The organism is Microbacterium sp. oral taxon 186 str. F0373, assembly GCF_000411455.1.
Lineage (GTDB): Bacteria > Actinomycetota > Actinomycetes > Actinomycetales > Microbacteriaceae > Microbacterium.
Map to the genome: position 1 here is coordinate 87,848 of NZ_KE150458.1, position 21,313 is coordinate 109,160.

23 protein-coding genes, 1 tRNA gene and 1 pseudogene are annotated in these 21,313 nt (G+C 69.8%); 16 read left to right on the forward strand and 9 right to left on the reverse strand.

From position 1 onward, the window contains the following. Positions 1 to 28 precede the first annotated feature (28 nt). Positions 29 to 301 carry a DUF3039 domain-containing protein gene (locus HMPREF1529_RS10235; RefSeq protein ID WP_005055043.1) on the forward strand — a complete coding sequence of 91 codons (273 nt, stop codon included), beginning with the start codon at positions 29 to 31 and terminating at the stop codon, positions 299 to 301. Positions 302 to 311: 10 nt separating this feature from the next. Here the strand turns inward: HMPREF1529_RS10235 and HMPREF1529_RS10240 are convergent, their stop codons facing one another. Further along, positions 312 to 1,646, reverse strand: a complete 1,335-nt coding sequence (locus HMPREF1529_RS10240; protein ID WP_016464751.1) for a nicotinate phosphoribosyltransferase — start codon at positions 1,644 to 1,646, stop codon at positions 312 to 314. Between the two features lie 66 nt (positions 1,647 to 1,712). Here HMPREF1529_RS10240 and murI point away from each other — a divergent pair, with 66 nt between their 5' ends. From murI to HMPREF1529_RS10265, 5 genes are all read left to right on the forward strand, one after another. After that, entirely contained in the window at positions 1,713 to 2,549 is an 837-nt protein-coding gene (murI, locus tag HMPREF1529_RS10245) for a glutamate racemase (RefSeq protein ID WP_016464752.1), read from the forward strand. After that, complete coding sequence (gene rph, locus HMPREF1529_RS10250) at positions 2,546 to 3,283, forward strand: ribonuclease PH (protein WP_005055050.1); 738 nt, start codon at positions 2,546 to 2,548, stop codon at positions 3,281 to 3,283. The genes murI and rph overlap by 4 nt, the downstream gene beginning before the upstream one ends. Continuing rightward, positions 3,280 to 3,924, forward strand: coding sequence for an RdgB/HAM1 family non-canonical purine NTP pyrophosphatase (gene rdgB / locus HMPREF1529_RS10255; protein WP_016464753.1), 645 nt, complete (start codon positions 3,280 to 3,282; stop codon positions 3,922 to 3,924). The genes rph and rdgB overlap by 4 nt, the downstream gene beginning before the upstream one ends. Positions 3,925 to 3,989: 65 nt before the next feature. Then, the gene (locus tag HMPREF1529_RS10260) at positions 3,990 to 4,907 is read left to right on the forward strand and encodes a cation diffusion facilitator family transporter (RefSeq protein WP_016464754.1); all 918 of its coding nucleotides are present in this window, start codon (positions 3,990 to 3,992) and stop codon (positions 4,905 to 4,907) included. A 262-nt stretch (positions 4,908 to 5,169) separates the two neighbouring features. Beyond that, positions 5,170 to 5,772, forward strand: a complete 603-nt coding sequence (locus HMPREF1529_RS10265) for a hypothetical protein (protein ID WP_016464755.1) — start codon at positions 5,170 to 5,172, stop codon at positions 5,770 to 5,772. A 3-nt stretch (positions 5,773 to 5,775) separates the two neighbouring features. On the opposite strand, the gene HMPREF1529_RS10270 is transcribed toward HMPREF1529_RS10265, so the two are convergent. Then, on the reverse strand, positions 5,776 to 8,187 hold the full coding sequence (locus tag HMPREF1529_RS10270; protein ID WP_016464756.1) for an ATP-dependent DNA ligase: 2,412 nt from the start codon (positions 8,185 to 8,187) through the stop codon (positions 5,776 to 5,778). A gap of 59 nt (positions 8,188 to 8,246) precedes the next feature. Here HMPREF1529_RS10270 and ku point away from each other — a divergent pair, with 59 nt between their 5' ends. Beyond that, a complete protein-coding gene (gene ku / locus HMPREF1529_RS10275; protein WP_005055061.1) occupies positions 8,247 to 9,095 on the forward strand; it encodes a non-homologous end joining protein Ku in 849 nt (282 codons plus the stop codon). Position 9,096: 1 nt separating this feature from the next. Here ku and HMPREF1529_RS10280 read toward each other — a convergent pair whose 3' ends face one another. The 3 genes from HMPREF1529_RS10280 to HMPREF1529_RS10290 all read right to left on the reverse strand — a co-directional run bounded on the left by HMPREF1529_RS10280 (position 9,097) and on the right by HMPREF1529_RS10290 (position 10,881). Then, complete coding sequence (locus HMPREF1529_RS10280) at positions 9,097 to 9,822, reverse strand: DedA family protein (protein ID WP_005055062.1); 726 nt, start codon at positions 9,820 to 9,822, stop codon at positions 9,097 to 9,099. A gap of 137 nt (positions 9,823 to 9,959) precedes the next feature. Then, a tRNA-Leu gene (locus HMPREF1529_RS10285) sits at positions 9,960 to 10,041 on the reverse strand. A gap of 12 nt (positions 10,042 to 10,053) precedes the next feature. Then, positions 10,054 to 10,881 carry a formate/nitrite transporter family protein gene (locus HMPREF1529_RS10290; RefSeq protein ID WP_005055068.1) on the reverse strand — a complete coding sequence of 276 codons (828 nt, stop codon included), beginning with the start codon at positions 10,879 to 10,881 and terminating at the stop codon, positions 10,054 to 10,056. 166 nt (positions 10,882 to 11,047) lie between these two features. On the opposite strand from HMPREF1529_RS10290, the gene HMPREF1529_RS10295 reads away from it, so the two are divergent. The 8 genes from HMPREF1529_RS10295 (at position 11,048) to HMPREF1529_RS10330 (ending at position 15,901) form a co-directional block, all read left to right on the forward strand. Beyond that, on the forward strand, positions 11,048 to 11,269 hold the full coding sequence (locus HMPREF1529_RS10295; RefSeq protein ID WP_005055070.1) for a hypothetical protein: 222 nt from the start codon (positions 11,048 to 11,050) through the stop codon (positions 11,267 to 11,269). Positions 11,270 to 11,359: 90 nt separating this feature from the next. Then, a complete protein-coding gene (locus tag HMPREF1529_RS10300; RefSeq protein ID WP_005055072.1) occupies positions 11,360 to 12,550 on the forward strand; it encodes a CpaF family protein in 1,191 nt (396 codons plus the stop codon). Further along, positions 12,547 to 13,404, forward strand: a complete 858-nt coding sequence (locus HMPREF1529_RS10305; protein ID WP_005055074.1) for a type II secretion system F family protein — start codon at positions 12,547 to 12,549, stop codon at positions 13,402 to 13,404. The genes HMPREF1529_RS10300 and HMPREF1529_RS10305 overlap by 4 nt, the downstream gene beginning before the upstream one ends. After that, positions 13,401 to 14,327 (forward strand): type II secretion system F family protein, encoded by a 927-nt coding sequence (locus tag HMPREF1529_RS10310; protein WP_005055075.1) that lies wholly within the window; start codon positions 13,401 to 13,403, stop codon positions 14,325 to 14,327. Before HMPREF1529_RS10305 ends, HMPREF1529_RS10310 begins: the two co-directional genes overlap by 4 nt. Positions 14,328 to 14,435: 108 nt before the next feature. Continuing rightward, a complete protein-coding gene (locus HMPREF1529_RS10315) occupies positions 14,436 to 14,615 on the forward strand; it encodes a hypothetical protein (RefSeq protein ID WP_005055077.1) in 180 nt (59 codons plus the stop codon). A 14-nt stretch (positions 14,616 to 14,629) separates the two neighbouring features. Next, positions 14,630 to 15,019 (forward strand): TadE/TadG family type IV pilus assembly protein, encoded by a 390-nt coding sequence (locus HMPREF1529_RS10320; protein WP_005055079.1) that lies wholly within the window; start codon positions 14,630 to 14,632, stop codon positions 15,017 to 15,019. After that, positions 15,003 to 15,479, forward strand: a complete 477-nt coding sequence (locus HMPREF1529_RS10325; protein ID WP_332248122.1) for a TadE family protein — start codon at positions 15,003 to 15,005, stop codon at positions 15,477 to 15,479. Before HMPREF1529_RS10320 ends, HMPREF1529_RS10325 begins: the two co-directional genes overlap by 17 nt. Further along, complete coding sequence (locus HMPREF1529_RS10330; RefSeq protein ID WP_005055083.1) at positions 15,476 to 15,901, forward strand: pilus assembly protein TadG-related protein; 426 nt, start codon at positions 15,476 to 15,478, stop codon at positions 15,899 to 15,901. The genes HMPREF1529_RS10325 and HMPREF1529_RS10330 overlap by 4 nt, the downstream gene beginning before the upstream one ends. An 11-nt stretch (positions 15,902 to 15,912) precedes the next feature. On the opposite strand, the gene HMPREF1529_RS10335 is transcribed toward HMPREF1529_RS10330, so the two are convergent. Then, positions 15,913 to 16,569 (reverse strand): DUF6226 family protein, encoded by a 657-nt coding sequence (locus tag HMPREF1529_RS10335; RefSeq protein ID WP_005055085.1) that lies wholly within the window; start codon positions 16,567 to 16,569, stop codon positions 15,913 to 15,915. A 35-nt stretch (positions 16,570 to 16,604) separates the two neighbouring features. Continuing rightward, positions 16,605 to 17,855, reverse strand: a complete 1,251-nt coding sequence (locus HMPREF1529_RS10340; RefSeq protein WP_005055087.1) for an MFS transporter — start codon at positions 17,853 to 17,855, stop codon at positions 16,605 to 16,607. Between the two features lie 73 nt (positions 17,856 to 17,928). Here HMPREF1529_RS10340 and prfB point away from each other — a divergent pair, with 73 nt between their 5' ends. Further along, positions 17,929 to 19,038 carry a peptide chain release factor 2 gene (gene prfB, locus HMPREF1529_RS10345; protein ID WP_005055089.1) on the forward strand — a complete coding sequence of 370 codons (1,110 nt, stop codon included), beginning with the start codon at positions 17,929 to 17,931 and terminating at the stop codon, positions 19,036 to 19,038. Here prfB and HMPREF1529_RS10350 read toward each other — a convergent pair. Continuing rightward, positions 19,039 to 19,782: pseudogene (locus tag HMPREF1529_RS10350) on the reverse strand (alpha/beta fold hydrolase); the annotation flags it as partial. It abuts the gene before it with no gap. Between the two features lie 45 nt (positions 19,783 to 19,827). After that, positions 19,828 to 21,129 (reverse strand): ISL3 family transposase, encoded by a 1,302-nt coding sequence (locus HMPREF1529_RS10355; protein ID WP_016463282.1) that lies wholly within the window; start codon positions 21,127 to 21,129, stop codon positions 19,828 to 19,830. Positions 21,130 to 21,313 lie beyond the last annotated feature (184 nt).

Genomic DNA, 21,313 nt, shown 5'->3' on the forward strand with positions numbered 1-21,313 from the left:
CGCCCTACCGCCGATAGAATCGGTCACCATGAGCCCCCTCGACAGCCCCGACGCACCCGGTGACGGCGGCGTCGCCACCCTTGATCGCGAGCTCGAAGAGCTTCTGCGCGAGGAGAACATCGAGCCCGGCGACCACGAGCGCTTCTCGCACTACGTCAAGAAGGACAAGATCCTCGAGTCGGCGCTCACGGGCAAGCCGGTGCGCGCGCTGTGCGGCAAGAAGTGGACTCCCGGTCGCGACCCGGAGAAGTTCCCGGTGTGCCCCACGTGCAAGGAGATCTACGAGTCGCTCATGAGCTGACTCGTCCCGCTCACGCGTCGATGTAGACCGTGGGCAGAGCCGGGTCGGACCGGCTCAGTGCGAGCCCCGTGACGGGAAGCTCTTCGCGAACGATCGCGTGATGCTCCCTCGCGCGAGCGACGCCCTCGGCCCCCTCGAATGCGGGGTCGGGCTCACCGGCTTCGACGAGCGCCACCTGCAGGGCGCGCGCCTCGGGATGATCCGCCGCCGTCTGCATCTGCTCGAACCCGTCGGAGACGGCGATGAGCTCGCTCGTCGCGGTACCGCGGGACAGGGTGCGGAACGCGGCCTTGCGGCCACCCTTGGACCCCTTGTCGGTCGAGGTCTTGGCCACTGCGACCCAGCCTCCGGCGGCATCCTGGCGGGCGACCAGCTTGTAGACCATCCCGGCTGTGGGCGCGCCCGATCCGGTCACCACCGACGTCCCGACGCCGTAGGCGTCGACGGGGGATGCCGCGAGTGCAGCCAGGGCGAACTCGTCGAGATCGCTCGTGACCGTGATCCGCGTGCCGGTCGCGCCGAGCCCGTCCAGCTGCGCTCGTACCTCCGCAGCCACGGTGGGCAGGTCTCCGGAGTCGATGCGCACCCCGCCCAGGCCCGTGCCGGCGACGCGGATCGCGGTCTCGACGCCGCGGCGGATGTCGTAGGTGTCGATGAGCAGCGTCGTGTCGGTGCCGTGTGCCTGAATCTGGCTGCGGAACGCGTCCTCTTCGCTGTCGTGCAGCAGCGTCCACGCGTGAGCGGCGGTTCCCATCGTGGGAATGCCCCACTCCCGTCCCGCCTGCAGGTTGCTCGTGGCACCGAATCCGGCGATGTAGGCGGCACGAGCGGCCGCGACGGCGGAACGCTCCGCTGCGCGACGCGAGCCCATCTCGGCGAGCGGACGGTCCCCGGCGGCGATGCTCATGCGTGCGGCGGCGTTGGCCACCGCGGAGTCGTGATTGAGGATGCTGAGCGCCAGAGTCTCGAGCACGACCGCCTCCGCGAAGGTGCTCTCGACGGTGAGCACCGGTGATCCCGGAAAGTAGAGCTCGCCCTCGCGGTAGCCGTGGATGCTCCCGGTGAAACGGTAGTTCTCGAGGTAGCGCAGCGTCTCGGCTCCGACGACGCGGTTGTCGCGGAGGTAGCGCAGCTCGTCGTCCCCGAACCGGAACGCCCGCAGCTCCTGCAAGAGCCGTCCGGTGCCCGCGACCACGCCGAAGCGGCGCGCTCCCGGCAGGCGCCGTCCGAACAGCTCGAACACGCAGCGGCGCGCTGCGGTGCCGTCACGCAGGGCCGCGTCGATCATGGTCAGCTCGTAGCGATCGGTGAGCAGGGCGGACGACGGGGCCTCGGCGCGGGTCATGCCGTCACTCTAGCGACGGCGCTGGTGACGTCGCCGTCGGCACGGCGGCGGGTAGGGTGGAGAACCGTGAATGACGCACCGATCGGCATCTTCGACTCCGGTGTCGGTGGACTCACGGTCGCCCGCGCCGTCTCGCAGCTGCTGCCGCGGGAGTCGGTGCTGTACATCGGCGACACCGCGCATTCGCCGTATGGGCCGAAGCCGATCGCGGACGTTCGGCGCTACAGTCTCGAGGTGCTCGACACCCTCGTCGACCAGGGCGTGAAGATGCTCGTGATCGCGTGCAACACGGCATCCGCGGCGGTTCTCCGTGACGCGCGCGAGCGCTACGACGTGCCCGTCGTCGAGGTCATCGGGCCGGCGGTGCGGACGGCGATCTCCACCACTCGCAATCGCCGCGTGGGCGTGATCGGCACGGTCGGCACCATCGGATCGGGCGTCTACCAGGACATGCTCGGCGTCAACGAGGATCTGTCGGTGTTCACGCGGGCCTGTCCGCGGTTCGTCGAGTTCGTCGAGGCGGGTGTGACCGGGTCCGCCGAGGTCCTCGCCGTCGCCGAGGAGTACCTCGCGCCGCTGCGCCACGCCGGCGTGGACACTCTGGTGCTCGGCTGCACGCACTACCCCTTCCTGGAAGGCGCGATCAGCTACGTGATGGGGCCGGACGTCTCGCTGGTCTCGAGCGACTCCGAGACCGCCAAGGACGTCTACCGCCAGCTCGTCTCGCGTGACCTGCTGGCCGGGCCGGATGCCGTGGCCACCCACGTCTACGAAGCCACCGGCGACTCCGCCGACGACTTCATTCGTCTCGCCGATCGGCTGATGGGCCGCGGCGTGTCCAGCGTGCGCCTGGTGCAGACCGGCGCCATCGACCTCCCGCACCCCTGGAAGGGGACCCCATGACCGACTCCACCACCCGCGCCGACGGCCGCACCCCCGATCAGCTGCGCCCCGTCACCATTGAACGCGGCTGGTCCGCGCACGCCGAAGGCTCGGCGCTGATCTCCTTCGGCGGCACCAAGGTGCTGTGCACGGCATCCTTCACGGGAGGTGTGCCGCGCTGGCTCACCGGCAAGGGCAAAGGCTGGGTGACTGCGGAGTACGCCATGCTCCCGCGTGCCACGAACTCACGCAACGACCGTGAGGCCGTCAAAGGCAAGATCGGCGGGCGCACTCACGAGATCTCCCGCCTGATCGGTCGCGCGCTGCGCGCTGTCGTCGACACCAAGGCTCTGGGCGAGAACACGATCGTCATCGACTGCGATGTCCTGCAGGCCGACGGGGGCACGCGCACCGCCGCGATCACCGGTGCCTACATCGCGCTGGCCGACGCGATCGAGTGGGGGCGTGCCAAGGGCTTCGTCGGCAAGAACGCGAAGGTGCTCCTCGACTCGGTCGCCGCGGTGTCGGTGGGCATCATCGACGGCGAGCCGATGCTCGACCTCGCCTACGTCGAAGACGTGCGTGCCGAGACGGACATGAACGTCGTGGTCACCGGCCGCGGCTTGTTCGTCGAAGTGCAGGGGACGGCCGAGGGCGCGCCCTTCGACAAGCGCGAACTCGACGCCCTGCTCGAACTGGGCGTGGCCGGCTGCGCCGACCTCCGCGACGCGCAGACTGCGGTGCTCGCGTCGTGACCGGCGTCCCGAACTCCTCCACGCCGACCGGTGGCTTCCGCCGGATCGTGCTGGCGACCCACAACCCGCACAAGGTGGAGGAGTTCGGGGCGATCGTCGCGCGCGTACGTCCCGACCTCGAGGTCATCGGCTATGACGGCCCCGAGCCCGTCGAGGACGGCGTGACGTTCGCGGCGAACGCGCTCATCAAGGCCCGCGCCGCCGCGGCGCACACCGGGCTGCCGGCGCTTGCGGACGACTCGGGTGTGTGCGTGGACGTGCTCGGCGGCGCCCCCGGTGTGTTCTCGGCGTACTGGGCCGGCCATCGCAAGGACGCGCGCGCCAATCTGGAGCTGCTGCTCGATCAGCTCTCCGACATCGCCGACCCGCATCGCACTGCGCAGTTCGTCTCTACGATCGCCCTGGTCGTTCCGGGGCCGGACGGGGTCGCCCGTGAGGACACGGTGGAAGGCGTGTGGCCGGGCAGGCTCGCGACCGCGCCGTCGGGCCGTGGCGGGTTCGGTTACGACCCGATCTTCCTGCCCGACGACCAGCACGGCCGCACGGCCGCCGACCTGTCGGCGGAGGAGAAGAACGCGGCATCACACCGTGCTCGGGCGTTCGTGGCGCTGGCGCCGCTGCTGAGCACGCTGGAGCGATAACCGCTCTCATTCCCGACTAGGCGAAAGCTGCCGTGCGGAGGCTGTGCGCGCCCTAGCCTCGACCTATGCACGATCACGCACCGACCGGAATCAGGCAGTCGAGCAACCGTCGTCTGCTGACGATCTCGCTCTGCCTCACCGCCACGGTCATGCTCGTGCAAGTCGTCGGCGCACTCTTCACGGGTTCGCTCGCCCTGCTCGCCGACGCCGCGCATATGTTCACGGACTCGTCGGCGCTCGTGATCGCGCTGATCGCCTCGACGGTGGCCGCACGTCCCGCGAACGACCGCAACACGTACGGATACCAGCGCGCGGAGGTCTTCGGGGCGCTCGTCAACGCGGTGATCCTGATCGCGCTGATGGTGTGGATCGCCGTCGAGGCCGTCCAGCGACTCGTCACCCCCGGCGAGGCTGAGGTCGCCGGTGGGCTCATGCTTCTCGTGGCGGCGGTGGGCCTGGGTGCCAACGCCGTCTCGATGTACCTGCTGAGCGCGGCGCAGAAGCGCAGCATCAACGTGCGCGGCGCCTACATCGAGGTGCTCGGCGATCTCATCGGGTCGGCGCTGGTCATCGTCGCCGCCGCGATCATCTGGACGACCGGGTGGATGCCGGCGGATGCGCTCGCTTCTCTCCTCATCGCGGTAATGATCCTGCCCCGCGCCGTCGGTCTGCTGCGCGAGGTGTTCTCGGTGCTGGGGGAGCGGGCGCCGAAGGGAACCGAGGTTGCGGAGATCCGCGACCACATCCTCGGAGAGGACGGCGTCGTCGATGTGCACGACGTGCACGTGTGGCAGCTCACCCGGGGAGCGCCGGTCTTCACCGCGCACGTGGTCGTCGCCGAGGACGTGCTGGCCGGCGCATCCGGGGGCACGGGTGCGTTGCTGTCCCGTCTGCAAGGGTGCCTGTCGCGACACTTCGATGTGGAGCACTCCACCTTCCAGTTCGAACCCGCCGGTCACCGCGAGCACGAGGCGCACGTCTGACACGCGGACGTGCGTCTGATGACGCATCGGCGTTCGGATGTGTCACGATGCAGAGCATGGATGCCGCCACCCGCGAGGAGTTCGCGGCGCTGCGCCGACGCGCGTATGGCCGAACGCTGACATCGTCGACGACCCGGTGGCGCTCGCTCGGCTTCGCGAGCTCGAGGAGCGCCACGACCGCGGTTCGACCCCCGCAACGGCGGCGCGGATGGCGGAGGCGGAGGTACTGTTCGGACCTCGTCCGCCGAGACCGGAGAGCTCGGTGCCGCCGGCGGCACAGGCTCCGTCCGCCCTCGACATCGCCGTCACCTCCGCTGAGCCGCAGCGGGCGGAGGCTCACGCCCGCGCGACGCCGACCCCTCCTCGGATCGGTCGTGCGCTGCTCATCGGGTGGGCCGCGTCGATCGTCGCGGTCGCGATCGTCGTGGGTGCGCTCGTCTTCGGACTAGCGTCACTGCGGCCGGTATCGGCAGTGACCGGTGCGCGTCAGGTCGCCAGCCTCGACGAGCCGATCACCGATCTGCCGACCGGAGAGTCGATGTCGATTCTCACGCAGGCGACGACGGTCTATCGCTACCACGGACTCGTCATCGCCTTCTTCGACGATGGTGTTCTCGACGTCACGCAGGCGTGCATTCTTGTGGGCTCGGAGTCTTCGTCGTCGGGTGATGAAGGCATCCGGTTCACGATGGGCTGCGCGGCGGGCCCTTTCCCCGCGACTGCTAGCCGGGAAGTCGAGCTCGACAGTCCCGGTGAACTCAGGGCTGACTTCCCCGTCGGCACGGCGCTCCAGTTCGTGTGGGACGGCACCGCGGTCGCCGTGTTCGCGGCCGACCCGCCTGCGCCGACCAGCGCACCTGCGTGAGGACTACTCCTCGCGGCGGACGTCCCCCGGCTGCTTCTCGGCGCGGAGTCCTCGCCACCGCGCGTGGCGCAGCGTGCCGTTCGGAGTGAACTCCGCGTACTCGACCTCGCCGACGAGTTCCGGGCGCAGCCAGAGCGCGTCCGATGCGTCTGCGGCGGGGACACCGATGAACGGGTTCGTCTCGGTGCGCAGCGGCCGCAGCTGCTGTTCGAGGCGACCGAGCTCGCGCTCGCTGAACCCCGATCCCACGCGCCCGACATAGCGCAGGCCCTCGGCATCCGGGATGCCGAGCAGTAGCGAGCCGATGCCGTCGCGTCGTTCGCCTTTGCCGGGGCGGATGCCGCCGATCACGACCTCCTGCATGGCCGTCAGCTTCACCTTGAGCCACTCCTCCGAGCGTTCGCCGCGCCGATAGGGAGAGCGAGGGTCCTTGACGACGACGCCTTCCAACCGCAGGTCGACGGCGGCCGTCAACGCATCGGCGATGTCGTCGGTGATCGGGGGGACGACGAGCGGGGGAGCCGCATCGGCGGTGAGGGTGAGGAGCAGGTCGCGCCGCTCGCGGAGGGGGTGGGCAGAGACATCGTCGTCGTCGACGCGCAGCAGATCGAAGACGAAGTAGTGAACGGGTGTCGCCTGGGCTTCGCGGGCGATCTCGTGAACGCCGGTCAGATGCATACGCGACTGCAGCCGTGTGAAGCTCGGGCGGCCGGCGGCATCCAGAGCGACGATCTCTCCGTCGATGACGGCGGGCAGAGCGCGGAGCCCGAGGTCGGCAGCGGTGAGCTCGGGGTAGCGTTCCGTGATGTCGGTGCCGCTGCGGGCGCGCAGGTGCAGCCGCTCGCCATCCCACGTGCCGATCGCGCGGATGCCGTCCCACTTGAACTCGACCCACGGAACGTCGCCCCAGCGCCGGGCGGCGGAGGCGGCGAGCGCCGGTGTCGTCGACACGGCGAGCATCGGCGCGTCACTTCCGGCTAACGCGCGGGATGTGGCGCGGTGACCGGCGCGAGCGGCGCGCACGGGAGGCGTCGCGGCATCCTTCGTGCGGTGCAGGAGCCACTGCGACTTCTCACCGGTACCCGACGTGCGGATTAGGGCGAGACGGACCTGCCCGAGGGGGCCGCCGGTGCGCCCGCTGAGCGTCGCGATGACCTCGTCGTCGCGCCACTTCTCCACCGTGAACGTGCCGGAGTCCCAGACGGTCATGGTGCCGGCGCCGTACTCGCCGGCGGGGATCTCGCCGGCGAACGTGAGGTACTCGATCGGATGCGGTTCGGTCATCACCGCCAGATGGTTGCGGTCGGGAGAATCGGGGATGCCGCGCGGCACCGCCCAGCTGACGAGCACCCCGTCGCGCTCGAGCCTGAGGTCCCAATGCAGCCGCGACGCGTGGTGCTCCTGAATCACGAACCGCCATGATTCTGCCGAGCCGCCATGATTCGGCGCGCCAGAACGTGGCGGCTCGGCGGATACATGGCGGCTCGACGGGAAGGGCTCGGGGGTGGCGGCGGGGGTGCGCTTGGCCATGTAGGGCGCGAGGGGGTCGGGTGCGAGGGCGGCGAGCAGGTCACCGTCGGCCGCGGCTCGCGCGAGCACCTCGTCGAGCAGCAGGTGGCGCAGGTCGGGATCGTCGAGCTCGGCCCAGGTTCGAGGGGCGGCGACCGTCGGCTGCGCGCGTCCGCGCAGCGAGTACGGGGCGATGGTGGTCTTGGCTGCGTTGTTCTGACTCCAGTCGACGAACACCTTTCCGGGGCGAGCCGCCTTGCTCATCGCGCTGACGACGAGGGCGGGGTCGTCGGCTTCCAGAGCCCGCGCCAGCTCGCGCGCAACCGCCGAGATCTCGTCGCTGGAGCGGGTGGCATCGAGCGCCGCGTACAGGTGGATGCCCTTGGACCCGCTCGTCACCGGCAACGGTTCCATGCCCATGTCCGACAGGATGCCGCGGGCCCGTCGGGCCACTTCCGCGCATTCGGCGAGCCCGACTCCGGGGCCCGGGTCGAGGTCGAGCACGAGGCGGTCGGGGCAGCCGCGTCCGCCATGGTCGAAGCGCCATTGCGGCGTGTGGAGTTCGAGGCTCGCGACCTGCGCGAGGTACACGAGCCCGGCGACGTCGGTGACCAGCGGGTAGTCCTTGGCGCCCCCCGAGTGGTCGATCGCGTGTCGCGGCATCCACTCGGGCGCGCCGGCTTCGAGGTCCTTCGCGAAGAAGGGCGGCTCGCCGGTGCCCTCCGGCCAGCGCAGCCGCGTCACCGGCCTGCCGGCCAGGTGCGGCAGCATCACGGGAGCGATGCGCGAGTAGTAGTCGATCACCTCGGCCTTGGTGGTGCCGGTGGCGGGATAGAGCACCTTGTCGAGGTTGCTCAGACGCAGGCGACGACCGCCCACGTCGACCACCTGCGCTGACTGTGCCATGGCGCCAGGCTAGCGTCCAGCCCCTGGCGTCGGCGGGCGGCAGCCGCTTGGATGGCCACATGAGAGCGATCTGGAAGGGCGCATTGACGTTCGGCCTCGTGAACGTGCCGGTGAAGGTCTACTCGGCAATCGAAGACCACGACGTCCCGCTGCATCAGGTGCATGCGGCCGACGGCGGCCGCATCCGGTATCAGCGGGTCTGCGAGCTGGACGGTGAGGTCGTGCCGTACGCCGACATCGACAAGGCCTACGACGACGGCGAGCGCACCGTGGTGCTCACGGCCGAAGACCTGGCCGCACTGCCGTCAGAGCGCAGTCGCGAGATCGAGGTGGTCGAGTTCGTCCCGAGCGACCAGATCGATCTGCTGACCCTTGACCGTCCGTACTACCTCGAGCCCGACTCGTCGTCGCCGAAGGCGTATGTGCTGCTGCGCCAGACCCTGGAGCGGACCGATCGGACAGCCGTCGTGCGCTTCTCGCTGCGCCAGAAGACGAGACTGGCTGCTCTGAGGGTCCGCGGCGACGTGCTGGTTCTGCAGACCCTGTTGTGGGCCGACGAGGTGCGGCAAGCCTCATTCGCCGCCCTCGATGAGCCGGTCAAGATCTCCGACAAGGAGTTGGAGCTGTCGGCATCCCTCGTGGAGAGCTTCTCGGCCGACTTCGACCCCGGCCAGTTCGTCGACGAGTATCAGCAGGAGCTCCGCACCCTCATCGACGCCAAGCTCGAGAAGGGCGACGCGCTCGACACGTCCGAGACCTTCGGTGAGAAGGGCGAAAAGGATGCCGGCGGTGAGGTCATCGATCTGATGGCGGCCCTCAAGGCCAGCGTGGAGCGCAGCCGCGCGGCGCGGGCGGAGAAAGAGAAGGTGGCCTCGCCCAAGAAGGGCAAGGCCACCAAAGCGTCCTGAGTCAGACGGCGGGCGCGTCGTCCTCGAGCGGCTCGACGGTCTCGGGGGTGAGTCCGGCCGCCTTCTCCTTCTTCACGACGCGGCGCTCGGAGAAGTAGTGCCAGATCGTGACGAGGGCGGTGCCGCCGACGGCGGCGAGCAGGATGAGGTCGATGTAGTTCTCGACGAACGTGGCCACCGGCGGGATGAACCCGATGAGGTAACCGAACATCGTGAGGCCGAAGCCCCAGAGGACCGCGCCGATGAGGTTGTAGAGCGAGTACTTGCGCCACGGCATGTGGCCGACGCCCGCCGCGACGGGCGCGAAGGTGCGCACGATCGGAACGAAGCGGGCCAGGATGACCGTGAGGCCGCCGTAGCGCTCGAAGAACGCGTTGGTGCGCTCGACGTTCTTGCGGCTGAACAGACCCGATTCCTTGCGTTCGAACACGGCCGGTCCGCCCTTGTGACCGATGAAGTAGCCCACCTCGCCGCCGATGAACGCGGAGAGTCCGATCAGCAGCGCCACCCACCAGACGCTGATGCCGAAGATCCCGTGCGGCGTCGTCGCGGTGGCGTGCGACAGCAGGCCGGAGATGACGAGCAGCGTGTCGCCCGGAAGAAGGAACCCGATGAGCAGACCGGTCTCGGCGAAGACGATGAAGCACACCACCAGCAGAGCCCACGGGCCCGCGTTCTGGATGATGGCTGCGGGGTCGAGCCAGGGGATGAGGGCGAGAGCGTGCACAGACTTCCCGTCGGTAGATCGGCGGTGGAGGGCCCGCTCCGAGAGGTGAGCGGTCGCGGTCAGTCTACCGGGGCGGTTCCCGAGTGATTGCGGTGAATCGGCTGATCAATCCAGGCGCCGCGCGCCGACTCGCTCTGTGCGGAAGGTGGGACTTGAACCCACACGCCCGAAGGCACAGGAACCTAAATCCTGCGTGTCTGCCGATTTCACCACTCCCGCGCGGGAGTCAGTCTATCCGGCGGCGTCGGCCGTCTCGGGGGCGTGGGTGTCGGTGAGGGCCGCAGCGCGGGGGCGACCGCCGACGATCCAGTAGCCGAGTCCGACGACGATGCCGCCGCCGACGAGGTTGCCGAGCCCCACCCAGAGCATGTTGTTCGCGAACAGCCCCCAGGTGAAGTGGGGGTCGCCACTGAACAGGCCGATGCCGTAGGTGGTCATGTTCGCGACGACGTGCTCGAAGCCCGAGCTGATGAAGGCGAGGATCGCGGCGAAGATCAGCAGGATCTTGGCGACGTCGGAGCGCACGCGCGCGCACATCCAGATCGCGAGGCACACGAGCACGTTGCAGAGGATGCCGCGGACGAACAGCTGCAGCGGACCCTCCTCCGCCTTGGCGGCGAGCATGTCGGCGATCATCTTGCCGGCGGGTGCGTTGGAATGCAGGACCCCCGACGCGACGATCAGTCCGGCGAAGACGAGGGCGCCGACGAGGTTGGCGACGAAGGTGGCTGCCATGGTGCCGATCGCGCGCCACCACCCGACCGCGCCCATCAGGGCGCCCTGGGGGAGGATCATCATCGCGCTGGTGAGAAGGTCGGCGCCGGCGAAGACGACGAGTGTCAGGGCGACGCCGAACACGAGGCCGGCGACGAGCTTGGCCAGGCCGTCACCGGCGGCGATGAGAGGACCGGCGGTCGCGACCATGAGGACGACGCCGATGCCGATGTAGGCGCCGGCGAGCATGCCGGACACGGCGAAGCGGCTGGGGGAGCGCAGTCCGTCGGCCTTGTGGACCGCGGCATCGGCCTGCACCTGCAGGGTCTCGGGAATCGTGAGCACGACGGCAGTCTACGAAGAGTGGTCAGACCACATGGGGTGGTTGGGCTGTGGAAAATCGAGCACTGAGATGTGAACGGGTAGGTTCGCAGCGGAGCGTGCAGCGGCTCTCGCGCCGACAGCAGTGCGCCTTCGTCGTGTGTCGACCAGTGCAGAGAGGTGAGTATCGATGATGATGCAGGACAAGCAGGAGGGCCGGCCTGGCTGGTTCACCACTATTTCGCGGCCCGGCCCGCACCTCTTCGCCACAGCCCTCACCTTTGGAATGATCGTGATGGGCGTGGGGGTGAGCATCGCGGTTCCGGATGCCGCTGCCGCCGTCACCGTCGGCATCGCTATGCCTGCGTTGGCGTGGTGGTCATGGATGATGCGCGCTTCCCGGTCGAGCTAGCGTCACACGGCGAAGAGAGCTGTCGCTGGACAGGCGTCGGGCTGTGGATATCTCTCACCGGCGGTGCGCCGACGATGCCACGATGCCGAGGTGAGCCCCTCCACGTACACGCCCGACGCGCCGCTCGTGTCGGCGGGGGCGTCGGCGAGTGTTGTGCAGGCGATCGCGGAACGTGTGCGCGACCGGCTTCGTGAGGAACAGGCCGATCCGCTCCGCCACCCCGATCGCGCCCACCAGGCGGCCGTAGCGGAGGTTCGCCGTCACAACGACTATGCCCTTGCCCGTGGGCTCGAGTTCGTCGACGACGAGGGCGCAGCCGTCCGCGACGTGCTTGCGCGGGTGACGGGCTACGGACCGTTGCAACCGCTGCTGGACGACCCGGAAGTCGAGGAGATCTGGATCAACGGTCCCGGTGCGGTCTTCGCGGCGCGCGCGGGGCGCAGCGAGCGCGTCCCGATGCGCCTCAGCGACGAGGCGGTGCGCGATCTCGTCGAGAAGATGCTGCACGCCACCGGACGACGGGTAGATCTCAGCCAGCCGTTCGTCGACGCGTCACTTCCGGACGGAAGCCGACTTCACGTCGTCATCCCCGACATCACGCGCTCGCACCTCGCCGTCAACATCCGCAAGTTCCTTCCCGCGCGGCGGAGCCTGGACGACCTCGTCGGCGCAGGATCGCTGCCCGCGCACGTCGCTGACATGCTGCGCGACGCCATGGTGGAGGGGCGAAACGTTCTGGTGTCCGGAGCCACACATGCGGGCAAGACGACGATGCTGGCGGCGCTCATCGGCGGGTGTCGCCCCGAGCAGCGGATCATCACGGTCGAGGAGACCTTCGAACTGGCGGTCACGGCTCCCGACATCGTCGCCCTGCAGGGGCGCCAGCCGAGTCTGGAGGGGACGGGCGCGGTGAGCCTGCGTCGCCTCGTGAAGGAGGCACTGCGCATGCGCCCCGATCGCCTGATCGTCGGGGAGGTCCGTGACGCGGAGGCGCTCGATCTCCTTCTCGCTTTGCATACCGGCGTGCCGGGCGCGGCGACGATCCACGCGAACAGCGCCGACGATGCCCTGTCTCGCCTGGCCACCCTGCCGTTGCTTGCGGGCCGCAACATCGACGCCGCGTTCGTCCAACCCGCCATCGCGACCGGCGTCCACCTTGTCGTGCACTGCCGGCGCGGCACCGGCGGTGAGCGATTCGTCGAGGAGGTCATCGAGACGACCGGTCGCATTCACGACGATGTCATCGACACCCGCGTCGTCTTTCGGCGGGGCCGCTCATGACGGTCGTGTGGGGCGCGGTGCTCGCTGCCGGCATCCTCCTCGTCTTGTCGCCCTGGCTGTGGCCGGCGAGCGAGCGCCGCGAGGCACCGCAGCGGGACGGTCGTGTATCGCGCATGCTCGATGAGGCGGGTTTCGCCCACGCCTCCACGATGCGCCCGGTGCTCATCGCGGCTGTCCTGTCTGCGTTGTTCTGCGCCATCAGTTGGCTGGTAACTGGGCTCGGCGCCGTCGCGCTGGTCGCGGCGGCGGCTGGAGCGGCAGCGCCCTTCACGTGGCTCCGCGGGCGTGCGCGGCGGCTTCGGCGGTCACGCCGCGCGCTGTGGTCGGACGTGTGCGACCTGCTGATCTCGTCCGCCCGGGCCGGCATGTCGCTGCCGGATGCCGTGGCCGCTCTCGCCACGAGCGGACCCCCTCCGCTGCGCCCTGCGTTCGACCGCTTCCGCGTCGACATGGCCGCGTCCGGACACTTCGACTCCAGCGCACTCCGCCTCAAGGCAGCCCTCGCCGATCCGGTGGCCGACCGGATCATCGAGACGCTCCGCATGGCACGCCAGGTCGGAGGGACCGAGCTGACCGCCGTGCTTCGTGCGCTCTCGGCATCCGTGCGGGCCGACGCCACCCTCCGCGCCGAAGTCGAGGCGCGACAGTCATGGGTGCGTGGAGCAGCGGTCGTCGGCGTGGTCGCACCCTGGATCGTGCTGGGTCTGCTGGCGCTTCGCCCCGAAGGGGCCAGCGCGTATGCGAGTCCCGCCGGCGTCGTGGTGGTGATCATCGGTGCCGTCGTCTCGGTGGGCGCCTACCGCCTCACCATTCGCATCGGTCGCCTGCCGGAGCCGCGGCGGTGGTTCGCATGAGCATCGTCAGCCTCGCCGCATCCGCCGTCGTCCTCGGTGTCGCGCTGGGAGCGGGGCTTGTGCTGGCCATCGGCCGGCTTCCGCGGTGGGCGGCGCCCTCGCTGTCGCGTCGCGTCGCGCCCTACCTGCGCGACATCGCCGATCCGCGCGGCATCACTCCGCTCGCGGCGCCGGCGGTCGCATCGTCGTGGCGGCTCGTGCGAGACCGGGTCGCCGCATCCTGGGTCGGACTCGGCGGTGGAGGGAGCGTCGCGCGTCGCCTGCGCCAGGCCGGGTGGCGCCAGGACGTCGTGGCCTTCCGCGCCCTGCAGCTCGGGTGGGCCGTAGGGGGCCTCGGAGCGGGTGGCCTTCTCGTCGTCGCCTTGACTCTCCTCGGGCGCGCAGCGCCGACCCTCGCACTTCTGCCACCACTGTTCGCCGCGGCCGGAGTTCTCGGCTGCGACTACCGGCTGACGAGAGCGGCGCGTCAGCGGATCGCGCGCGTCGAGGAGGAGCTTCCGACCGTGCTGGAGTTCCTCTCGCTGTGCCTGGCTGCCGGTGAAGGGTTGCGCGATGCGCTGCGTCGCGTGGGCGAGGTCGGCTCCGGCGTGCTGACCGGTGAGTTCCGCGCGGCAGTGCTGGCCAGCGGCACGGGCTCGAGCCTGCCCGACGCGCTTCTCTCGGTGTCGAAGAGCCTCGACGTGCCGGCACTCGCGCGCGCGATCGAGCACCTCGTGGCGGCGATGGACCGGGGAGCGCCCCTCGCGCATGTTCTGCAGGAGCAGGCCGTCGACGCGCGAGAGGACGCCAAGCGGGGGCTGCTCGAGCTGGCCGGGCGCAAGGAGATCTTGATGCTTCTGCCGCTCGTGTTCTTGATTCTGCCCCTGTCGGTTCTCTTCGCGATCTTCCCCGGCATCGTCATGCTGCGCCTCGGTGTCGGCTGACCGGCTGAGCCGGGCCGGTCGTCGTCGCGCAGCGCGATACCTCGCGTCTCGTTCCCACTGCTGTGGATAACTCCCGCGTGCGAAATCTCATCCGAGCAGACTCGACGCATGGACAGTTCCCACCGATCCGCACTGCGCGAGTTCGTCGACGATGAGACGGGTGACGTTCCGGGCTGGGTGCTCGTCACATTGATGACGGCCGGACTCGTCGTCGCGATCTGGACTCTCGCCGGCCCCGCGTTGGCTGCGCTGTTCGAGCAGGCGCTGAGCCGCGTCTCGGGACTCTGACTCCGGGAATCGGCGTGGAGAGCCTCCGCCACGATCAGCGCGGCTCGAGCACCGTCGAGTTCGTGCTCGTCGGAACGCTTCTCACTCTCTTGACCCTCGGCGTGCTGCAGCTGGCGCTCTCCGTGTACATCCGCAACGTCGTCCACGATGCGGCGGTGGAGGGCGCCTACTTCGGCGCGCTCGCCGACACGGATGCCGAAGCCGGCGCCGCACGCACTGCACAGCTGATCGCGACGGCCGTGGGTGACGGCATCGGCGCTCGGGTGAGCGCAGCCGACACCGACACGGCGCGCGGACCGGAGGTGGAGGTCCGCGTGGTGGCGACGCTCCCACTGGTGGGACTGCTCGGAGTGCCCTCCGGGATGGAGGTGAGCGCCCGTGCCCCGCGTGAGAGTTTCGACTGACGCACCGCGAGCGATCCGGGGCGCGACGCTCAGAGACGACAGCGGCTCGGCATCCCTGGAGTTCATCACCGTCGGGCTCATCCTGCTCGTGCCCCTCGTCTACCTCATCGTCGCGCTCGGCAGCATCCAATCCCAGGCGCTGGGAGCCGAAACGGCTGCACGGCAGCTCGCCCGCACGATCGCCTCGTCATCCGACCGAGCGACAGCCGACGCCCGCACTCAGCGGGTCGTCGATGCCATCGTCGCCGAATACGGCATCGACCGCTCGACTCTCGACGTTCAGGTGCAGTGCGCCACGCCCGGGCCGTGCCCCGCGGCCGGCGCGATGCTCTCGGTCACCGTGACGGCAGAGGTGCCGTTGCCGCTCGTCCCGCCGGTGCTGGGTCTCGACCAGGCGACGCGCGTGCCAGTCACCGCGACCGGGGTGCAGAAGGTCTCCCGCTATTGGGTCGAGCCGTGAGGGCCCTCGCGTCGCGCCTTCGAGACGATGAAGACGGCAGCGTGCTGATCCTGGCGCTCGGCTACTTCGTCATCGCGGTCGTTCTGGTGCTCGTGTGCGTCGACGCGACGAGTCTCTACCTCACGCAGAAGCGCCTGGATGCCGCAGCGGACGCGGCTGCGCTCGCCGGGGCGGACGGCTTCACCCTCTCCGTCGACGCGACCGGTCCCACCGCACGGTTGACGGACCCCGGCGTCTACGCTCAGGCTGAGGAGCTGCTCGCGGCCACCCAGACGGCCGAGCTGGTTGCGGCATCCACACCCGATGGTGTCTCGGCGCGCGTCACCGTCGCGACGACCTGGCACCCTCCCGTGCTGACGCTGTTCGTCCCGAACGGCTGGCCGCTGCGGGCCACCGCGACCAGCCGTACGGCGCTGCAATAGCGACCTCCTCGTCACGCCTCTGCCGCGTGGCGCAGCGGCCAGGGTCTCCATCCCGACGGCAGGTCCGCCAGCGTGACGGCCGCGGCCTCGAGGCGCTCCGGAGCCACGGTGCTGATGCTCGACGAACCACCGGATGAGCCGTTGGCGAACCGCACCCGGTACCACGCCGCCGGTTCTCCGTCGCGCCGTTCGATGCTCTCGGTGTAGTTGCCGGTGACGACGGCGAAGACGTGCTCCTCGAGCTCGTCGGCCTCGCGCTGCCACGTGGTGTCGCAGGCGTCGCATCCGCACAGCGGATAGGGGAAGTCGTGCAGCAGGCCGGCGTGCACCACCACTCCCGGGAACGCGGTGAACACGAAGGTCAACGGAGCACAGGCGGCGTCGCGCGGTCGCACCCGCACCGCGCGCGGGATGTCCCAGCTCGGTGTGGCGATCAGGTCGCCGGTGACATGCGCACCTTCGTCGACCTCGACGTCGTACGTGTCGCGCAGATGCTCGATGAGCGCCGCCGCGACCGTGTGCAGGGGCGCGTACCGTTCCGGGTGCGCGGTGACGGAGTACGCCGCGGTGGGCGGCGAATCGGGCCACCGGTTTCCGTAGTCGATGACCTGTCCGTCGGCGTCGACGAACACCTGCGGTGCGATCGACGGGCGGGTGTACGGGCTCATCCCGTCATCCTGCCGCAGCGCTGGTCGGTGCGCACTCACCGCTCGCGGGGGACGAATCTCGGCACCCAGCGGATGAAGCCGACCGCTCCCGCGAGCCCGATCACGCCGATCACGCCGGTCGCGACCGAGAGGGAGAGTACCGCGGCGACGGCCGAGACGAGCAGGGGAGCGATCGCACCCCCGGCATCCGTCAGCGTCCGCCACGACCCGAGGAAGGCCGCCGGATCCTCCTGCGGTGCCACATCGGCGCCGAGCGTGAGCAGGATGCCGCTGGAAAGCCCGTTGCCCACGCCCAGCACCGCGGCGAACAGCGCGAACCACATCGCGGCCTGCGAGAGGTCGTGCGTGAACGCGAGTGCGAGGAAGCCCGAGCCCATCAGCACCATTGCCGGCAGCGCCGCCCAGAGGCGGCCGAAACGGTCCATCACCTGGCCGCTCGCGTAGAAGAGGGCGAAATCGATCGCGCCCGAAATACCCACGACAAGCGCGATCGTCTGCGCATCAAGCCCGATCGACACACCCCACAGCGGCAGCACCACTTGCCGCGCCGAGCGGACCGCCGACAGGGATGCCGCCGCGAGCCCGAGCCGGGACAGCACGCCGCGGAAACGCCACATCGTCCGGAACACGCCCACGCGTTCGGGCACGGGGATCGACCCGGTGACAGGCTCACCGGTGTCTTCGGCGAGCCTCGAGTCGCCGGACGAACGTGTGACGCGCGGGACCGGCACGGCATCCTCCGGATCGGGGCCGAACACGAGCAGGGCGATCGTGGCGAGCAGGCACACGCCGAAGAACCAGACCGTCGAGTGCTCATCGCCGAAGATCGCGATGAGCGCGGCGGCAAGGAACGGCCCGACGAACATGCCGAGGCGGAATGTGCCGCCCAGCAGCGACAGCGCCCGGGCCCGGTAGGCGACCGGCACGCGCGTCGTCATGAACGAGTGCCGCGCCAGGCCGAACGCGGCCGCGCAGAATCCGATGAGGAACACCGCCGCGGCGAGCACCGGCAGGCTCGGGGCGAACAGCATGCCCGCCACGCCGCCGAGCGCGAGCACGCCGCCGATGATCATCGTCATCCGCTCGCCAATGCGGCTCACGGCCCACCCCGCCGGGATGTTGCCGCACAGCTGGCCGACGACGAGGGCGGATGCCACGAGCGCCGCGGTCGGCACGTCGGCACCCAGCTGCGCCGCGATCACCGGAAAGAGCGGGACCACGGCGCCCTCGCCAAGAGCGAAGAGCACCGTCGGACCGTAGATCATGGGCGCCAGGCGCCAGAGCATCGGGCCCATTCCGGGGGCAGACGCGGGGTCGGGCACGCGGGAGGTCACCCGATCCACGTTAGTCTGGAGTGTCATGCTTGATTTCGATCCTTCCGCCGACATCCAGGCCCTGCGTTCCACCTTCGCCGACATCCAGGCGGTGGTCGACGTCGAGGGGCTGCGTGCGGAGATCGCGCGCCTGTCCGAGGAGGCCGGCGCCCCCGACCTGTGGGACGACGTCGAGAAGGCGCAGAAGGTCACGAGCGCCCTCAGCCACCGTCAGGCCGACCTCAAGCGCGTCACCGACGTCGAGCAGCGCCTCGACGACCTCGAGGTTCTCGTCGAGATGGCGCACGAGATGGACGACGAAGACACTGCCGCAGAAGCGCGCCGCGAGATCGCCGCGCTGCAGGACGTCATCGGTCAGCTCGAAGTGCAGACCCTTCTGGACGGCGAGTACGATGACCGTCCCGCGGTCGTCACGATCCGCTCCGGCGCGGGCGGCGACGACGCCACAGACTTCGCCGAGATGCTCCTTCGCATGTACCTGCGCTGGGCCGAACGGCACAAGTACACCGTCAAGGTCATGGACACCTCGTACGCCGAGGGCGCGGGAATCAAGTCCGCCACGTTCGAGGTCGACGCGCCGTACGCCTATGGCACCCTCTCGGTCGAGGCCGGCACCCATCGTCTCGCGCGGATCAGCCCCTTCGGTGGTGCCGACAAGCGTCAGACGTCGTTCGCCGCCGTCGAGGTCATTCCCGCCCTGGAGGAGGCCGTCGAGGTCGAGGTGCCCGAGGGTGACATCCGCGTCGACGTCTTCCGCTCGTCGGGCCCGGGCGGCCAGTCGGTCAACACGACCGACTCCGCCGTGCGGATCACCCACTTGCCGACGGGCCTGGTGGTTTCGATGCAGAACGAGAAGAGCCAGATCCAGAACCGCGCCGCCGCCATGCGCGTGCTGCAGACGCGCCTCCTGCTGCTCAAGCGCGAGGAGGAGGCCGCGAAGAAGAAGGAGCTCGCCGGTACCATCACGGCCAGCTGGGGCGACCAGATGCGCTCCTACTTCCTCTACGGCCAGCAACTCGTGAAGGATCTCCGCACCGGCTACGAGGTCGGAAACCCCGCGGTCGTCTTCGATGGTGACCTCGACGGTCTCATCGCCGCCGGCATCCGCTGGCGCAAGCGCAAGGACGACGACTGATCAGTCGCGGCGGAGCCATGTCGTGACCGCGTCGCGGAACGCGGCGGGCTGCTCCACCCAGGGGTAGTGGCCGCACGCGGCGAGCCAGACGAGTTCGGCCCCGATCGCTGCGGCATAGTCGGCCACGGGCTGCACCCCGGTGAGCAGGTCGGCGTCGCCGGCGATGACCGTCGTCGGCGGAAGAGACGCCGAGCGGATGCGCTCGGCCGCATCGCCCGGAATGTCGTCGAACCACGCGGATGCCGCGGCGAGAGACACCCGCCCGATGCGGGCATGGTCGCGCTCACGCTCCGTCCATTTCGCGTAGCTGGCCGGCGCCTGCCTCTGGAACTGTTCGACGAAGCCGGCGTCGGTGGTCGCGGTGTCCTCGCCCAGCGCGGCGAGCGCGGAAACGACCTCGGGCTCGGTGCGGGCGGCGCCGATGGTCGCCGCGTCGGATGGCGATCCGGTGAGCCACGTCGCCGGCGGAGTGATCAGCGCAAGGGACGCGATGCGGCCCGGGTAGCGTGTCGCGGTCGACAGCGCGAGCCGCGTGCCGGCCGAATGAGCGAGCACGGAGGCCGAAGGAACGTGAAGCGCGTCGAGCAGAGCGACGACGTCGTCGGCATCCGTCCACCATCCGCGTGACCGGCCGCCGCTGCGGGTCGTGCCGCGTGGGTGCAGCACGATGACGTGCGCGCTCTCGCCGATGCCGGCGAGAGCCTCCAGGTACTCCGGGTCGCGACACGGGCCGCCGGGCAGGACGACGAGCGGGGGAGCGTCGGGGGAGCCGAATGTGGCTCTTCGGAATTAGGGGTGTAGCGCGGGTCTGAAGCCTCCGGCTTCGAGCAGTGATCTCGCGATGTAGTGGGTGAGGTTGCGGAAGCCGAGGGCGGAGCCGCGAAGGTGCTCGAGCCGGCCGTTGATGGCCTCCGTTGGGCCGTTGCTCGTTCCGGGGCGGTCGAAGAACGCGAGGATGTCCGCGGCGCGCTGCTTCAGCGTGCGGCCGAGGCGACGGACCTCTTTGAGCAGCGCGGGAACGCCGTTGCTGACAGAGTCAATCACCGCCCGCATCATCTCCTTCGCCTTGTTCTTGTCGGGTTCGCGGTAGGCGGCGACGATGCGCTGGTAGATGCCCCAGGTCGCTTCGACCTCGACGTGCTCCTCGGCGGCGAACACCGCGTCGAGCCGCGCGGTCTGCTTCTCGGTGAGGAAGCTCGCGCCGGTGTGGAGGGTGCGGCGGACCCCGTAGAGCGGGTCGCCGGCGTGACCGCGGTGCCCGAGAGTGTCCTGCTGAACCCTCTGCCGGCAGCGGTCCAGCGCGTCGCCCGCGAGACGGACGACATGGAACGGGTCCATCACCGGGACCGCGTCGGGGAGCTCTTCGGCCGCGGCGGTCTTGAACCCGGAGAACCCGTCCATCGCGACCACCTCGATCCGGCTCGACCACTCCGCAGGCCGGGCGGCGAGCCACTCCTTGAACACCTGCTTCGAGCGGCCCTCGACCATGTCCAGCAGCCTGGCCGGGCCCGTCTTGTTCCTCGCGGGGGTGAGGTCGATGATCACGGTCACGTACTTCTCGCCAAACCGTGTGTGACGCCAGACGTGCTCGTCGACACCGATCGTGGTGACCCCGTCGAACCTCGCCGGGTCGTCGATCAGGCGACGCTTGCCTTCGGCGATGATCGCGGTGTTCGCGGTATGCCACGACACCCCGAGCCCTGCTGCGGCGCGGGAGACGGTGAGGTGGTCGACCACGATCGCCGTGAGTGCCCACCCGATCCCGCCGCGGGAGATCTTCGCCCTCGGCGCCGCCGCCTTCGACGTGTCCTGCCGCCAGGTCCGGCGGCAGTGCGTGCACCGGTAGCGGCGCACCCGGACCAGCAGCGTCGTCGGCCGATGCCCGAACGGCTCATGCGCCAGCGGCCGCGTCACCGTGTCACGCGGCACGCCCTCCGCGCCGCACTTCCGACACCACGGGTCGTCCTCGACGACGCGGCACTCCAGCACCGCCCGATCAGGCTCGAGCAGCTGCCCGACGGCTTGAAGGCCGAGCTCGTCAAGACGGCAGAACGTGGTCAGGTCAGGGGTCGCGAACGTAGGGTGGTGCAAGTCGAGGTCTTCCGGCGGATGGTGAGCGTGAGAACTTCCATCCTGGAAGACCTCGACGCCCATCCGCGAACCAGCCGGCGGTCCCGGGCTACACCCTCAACTGCGAAGAGCCCCGAATGTGGACACGGCGAACGGAAGTTTCAGATCGAGCATGCGCACACGGCCACGCTATCGGGTGTGCCGT

What these genes read in the sequence shown, in the direction of transcription:
- HMPREF1529_RS10270 (WP_016464756.1), bottom strand. Translation starts at nt 8,187, where the DNA reads ATGGCACAGTCAGCGCAGGTGGTCGACGTGGGCGGTCGTCGCCTGCGT.
- HMPREF1529_RS10295 (WP_005055070.1), top strand. Translation starts at nt 11,048, where the DNA reads ATGATGATGCAGGACAAGCAGGAGGGCCGGCCTGGCTGGTTCACCACT.
- HMPREF1529_RS10315 (WP_005055077.1), top strand. Translation starts at nt 14,436, where the DNA reads ATGGACAGTTCCCACCGATCCGCACTGCGCGAGTTCGTCGACGATGAG.
- prfB (WP_005055089.1), top strand. Translation starts at nt 17,929, where the DNA reads ATGCTTGATTTCGATCCTTCCGCCGACATCCAGGCCCTGCGTTCCACC.
- HMPREF1529_RS10335 (WP_005055085.1), bottom strand. Translation starts at nt 16,569, where the DNA reads ATGAGCCCGTACACCCGCCCGTCGATCGCACCGCAGGTGTTCGTCGAC.
- HMPREF1529_RS10240 (WP_016464751.1), bottom strand. Translation starts at nt 1,646, where the DNA reads ATGACCCGCGCCGAGGCCCCGTCGTCCGCCCTGCTCACCGATCGCTAC.
- HMPREF1529_RS10235 (WP_005055043.1), top strand. Translation starts at nt 29, where the DNA reads ATGAGCCCCCTCGACAGCCCCGACGCACCCGGTGACGGCGGCGTCGCC.
- rph (WP_005055050.1), top strand. Translation starts at nt 2,546, where the DNA reads ATGACCGACTCCACCACCCGCGCCGACGGCCGCACCCCCGATCAGCTG.
- HMPREF1529_RS10260 (WP_016464754.1), top strand. Translation starts at nt 3,990, where the DNA reads ATGCACGATCACGCACCGACCGGAATCAGGCAGTCGAGCAACCGTCGT.
- HMPREF1529_RS10340 (WP_005055087.1), bottom strand. Translation starts at nt 17,855, where the DNA reads ATGCTCTGGCGCCTGGCGCCCATGATCTACGGTCCGACGGTGCTCTTC.
- ku (WP_005055061.1), top strand. Translation starts at nt 8,247, where the DNA reads ATGAGAGCGATCTGGAAGGGCGCATTGACGTTCGGCCTCGTGAACGTG.
- HMPREF1529_RS10310 (WP_005055075.1), top strand. Translation starts at nt 13,401, where the DNA reads ATGAGCATCGTCAGCCTCGCCGCATCCGCCGTCGTCCTCGGTGTCGCG.
- HMPREF1529_RS10305 (WP_005055074.1), top strand. Translation starts at nt 12,547, where the DNA reads ATGACGGTCGTGTGGGGCGCGGTGCTCGCTGCCGGCATCCTCCTCGTC.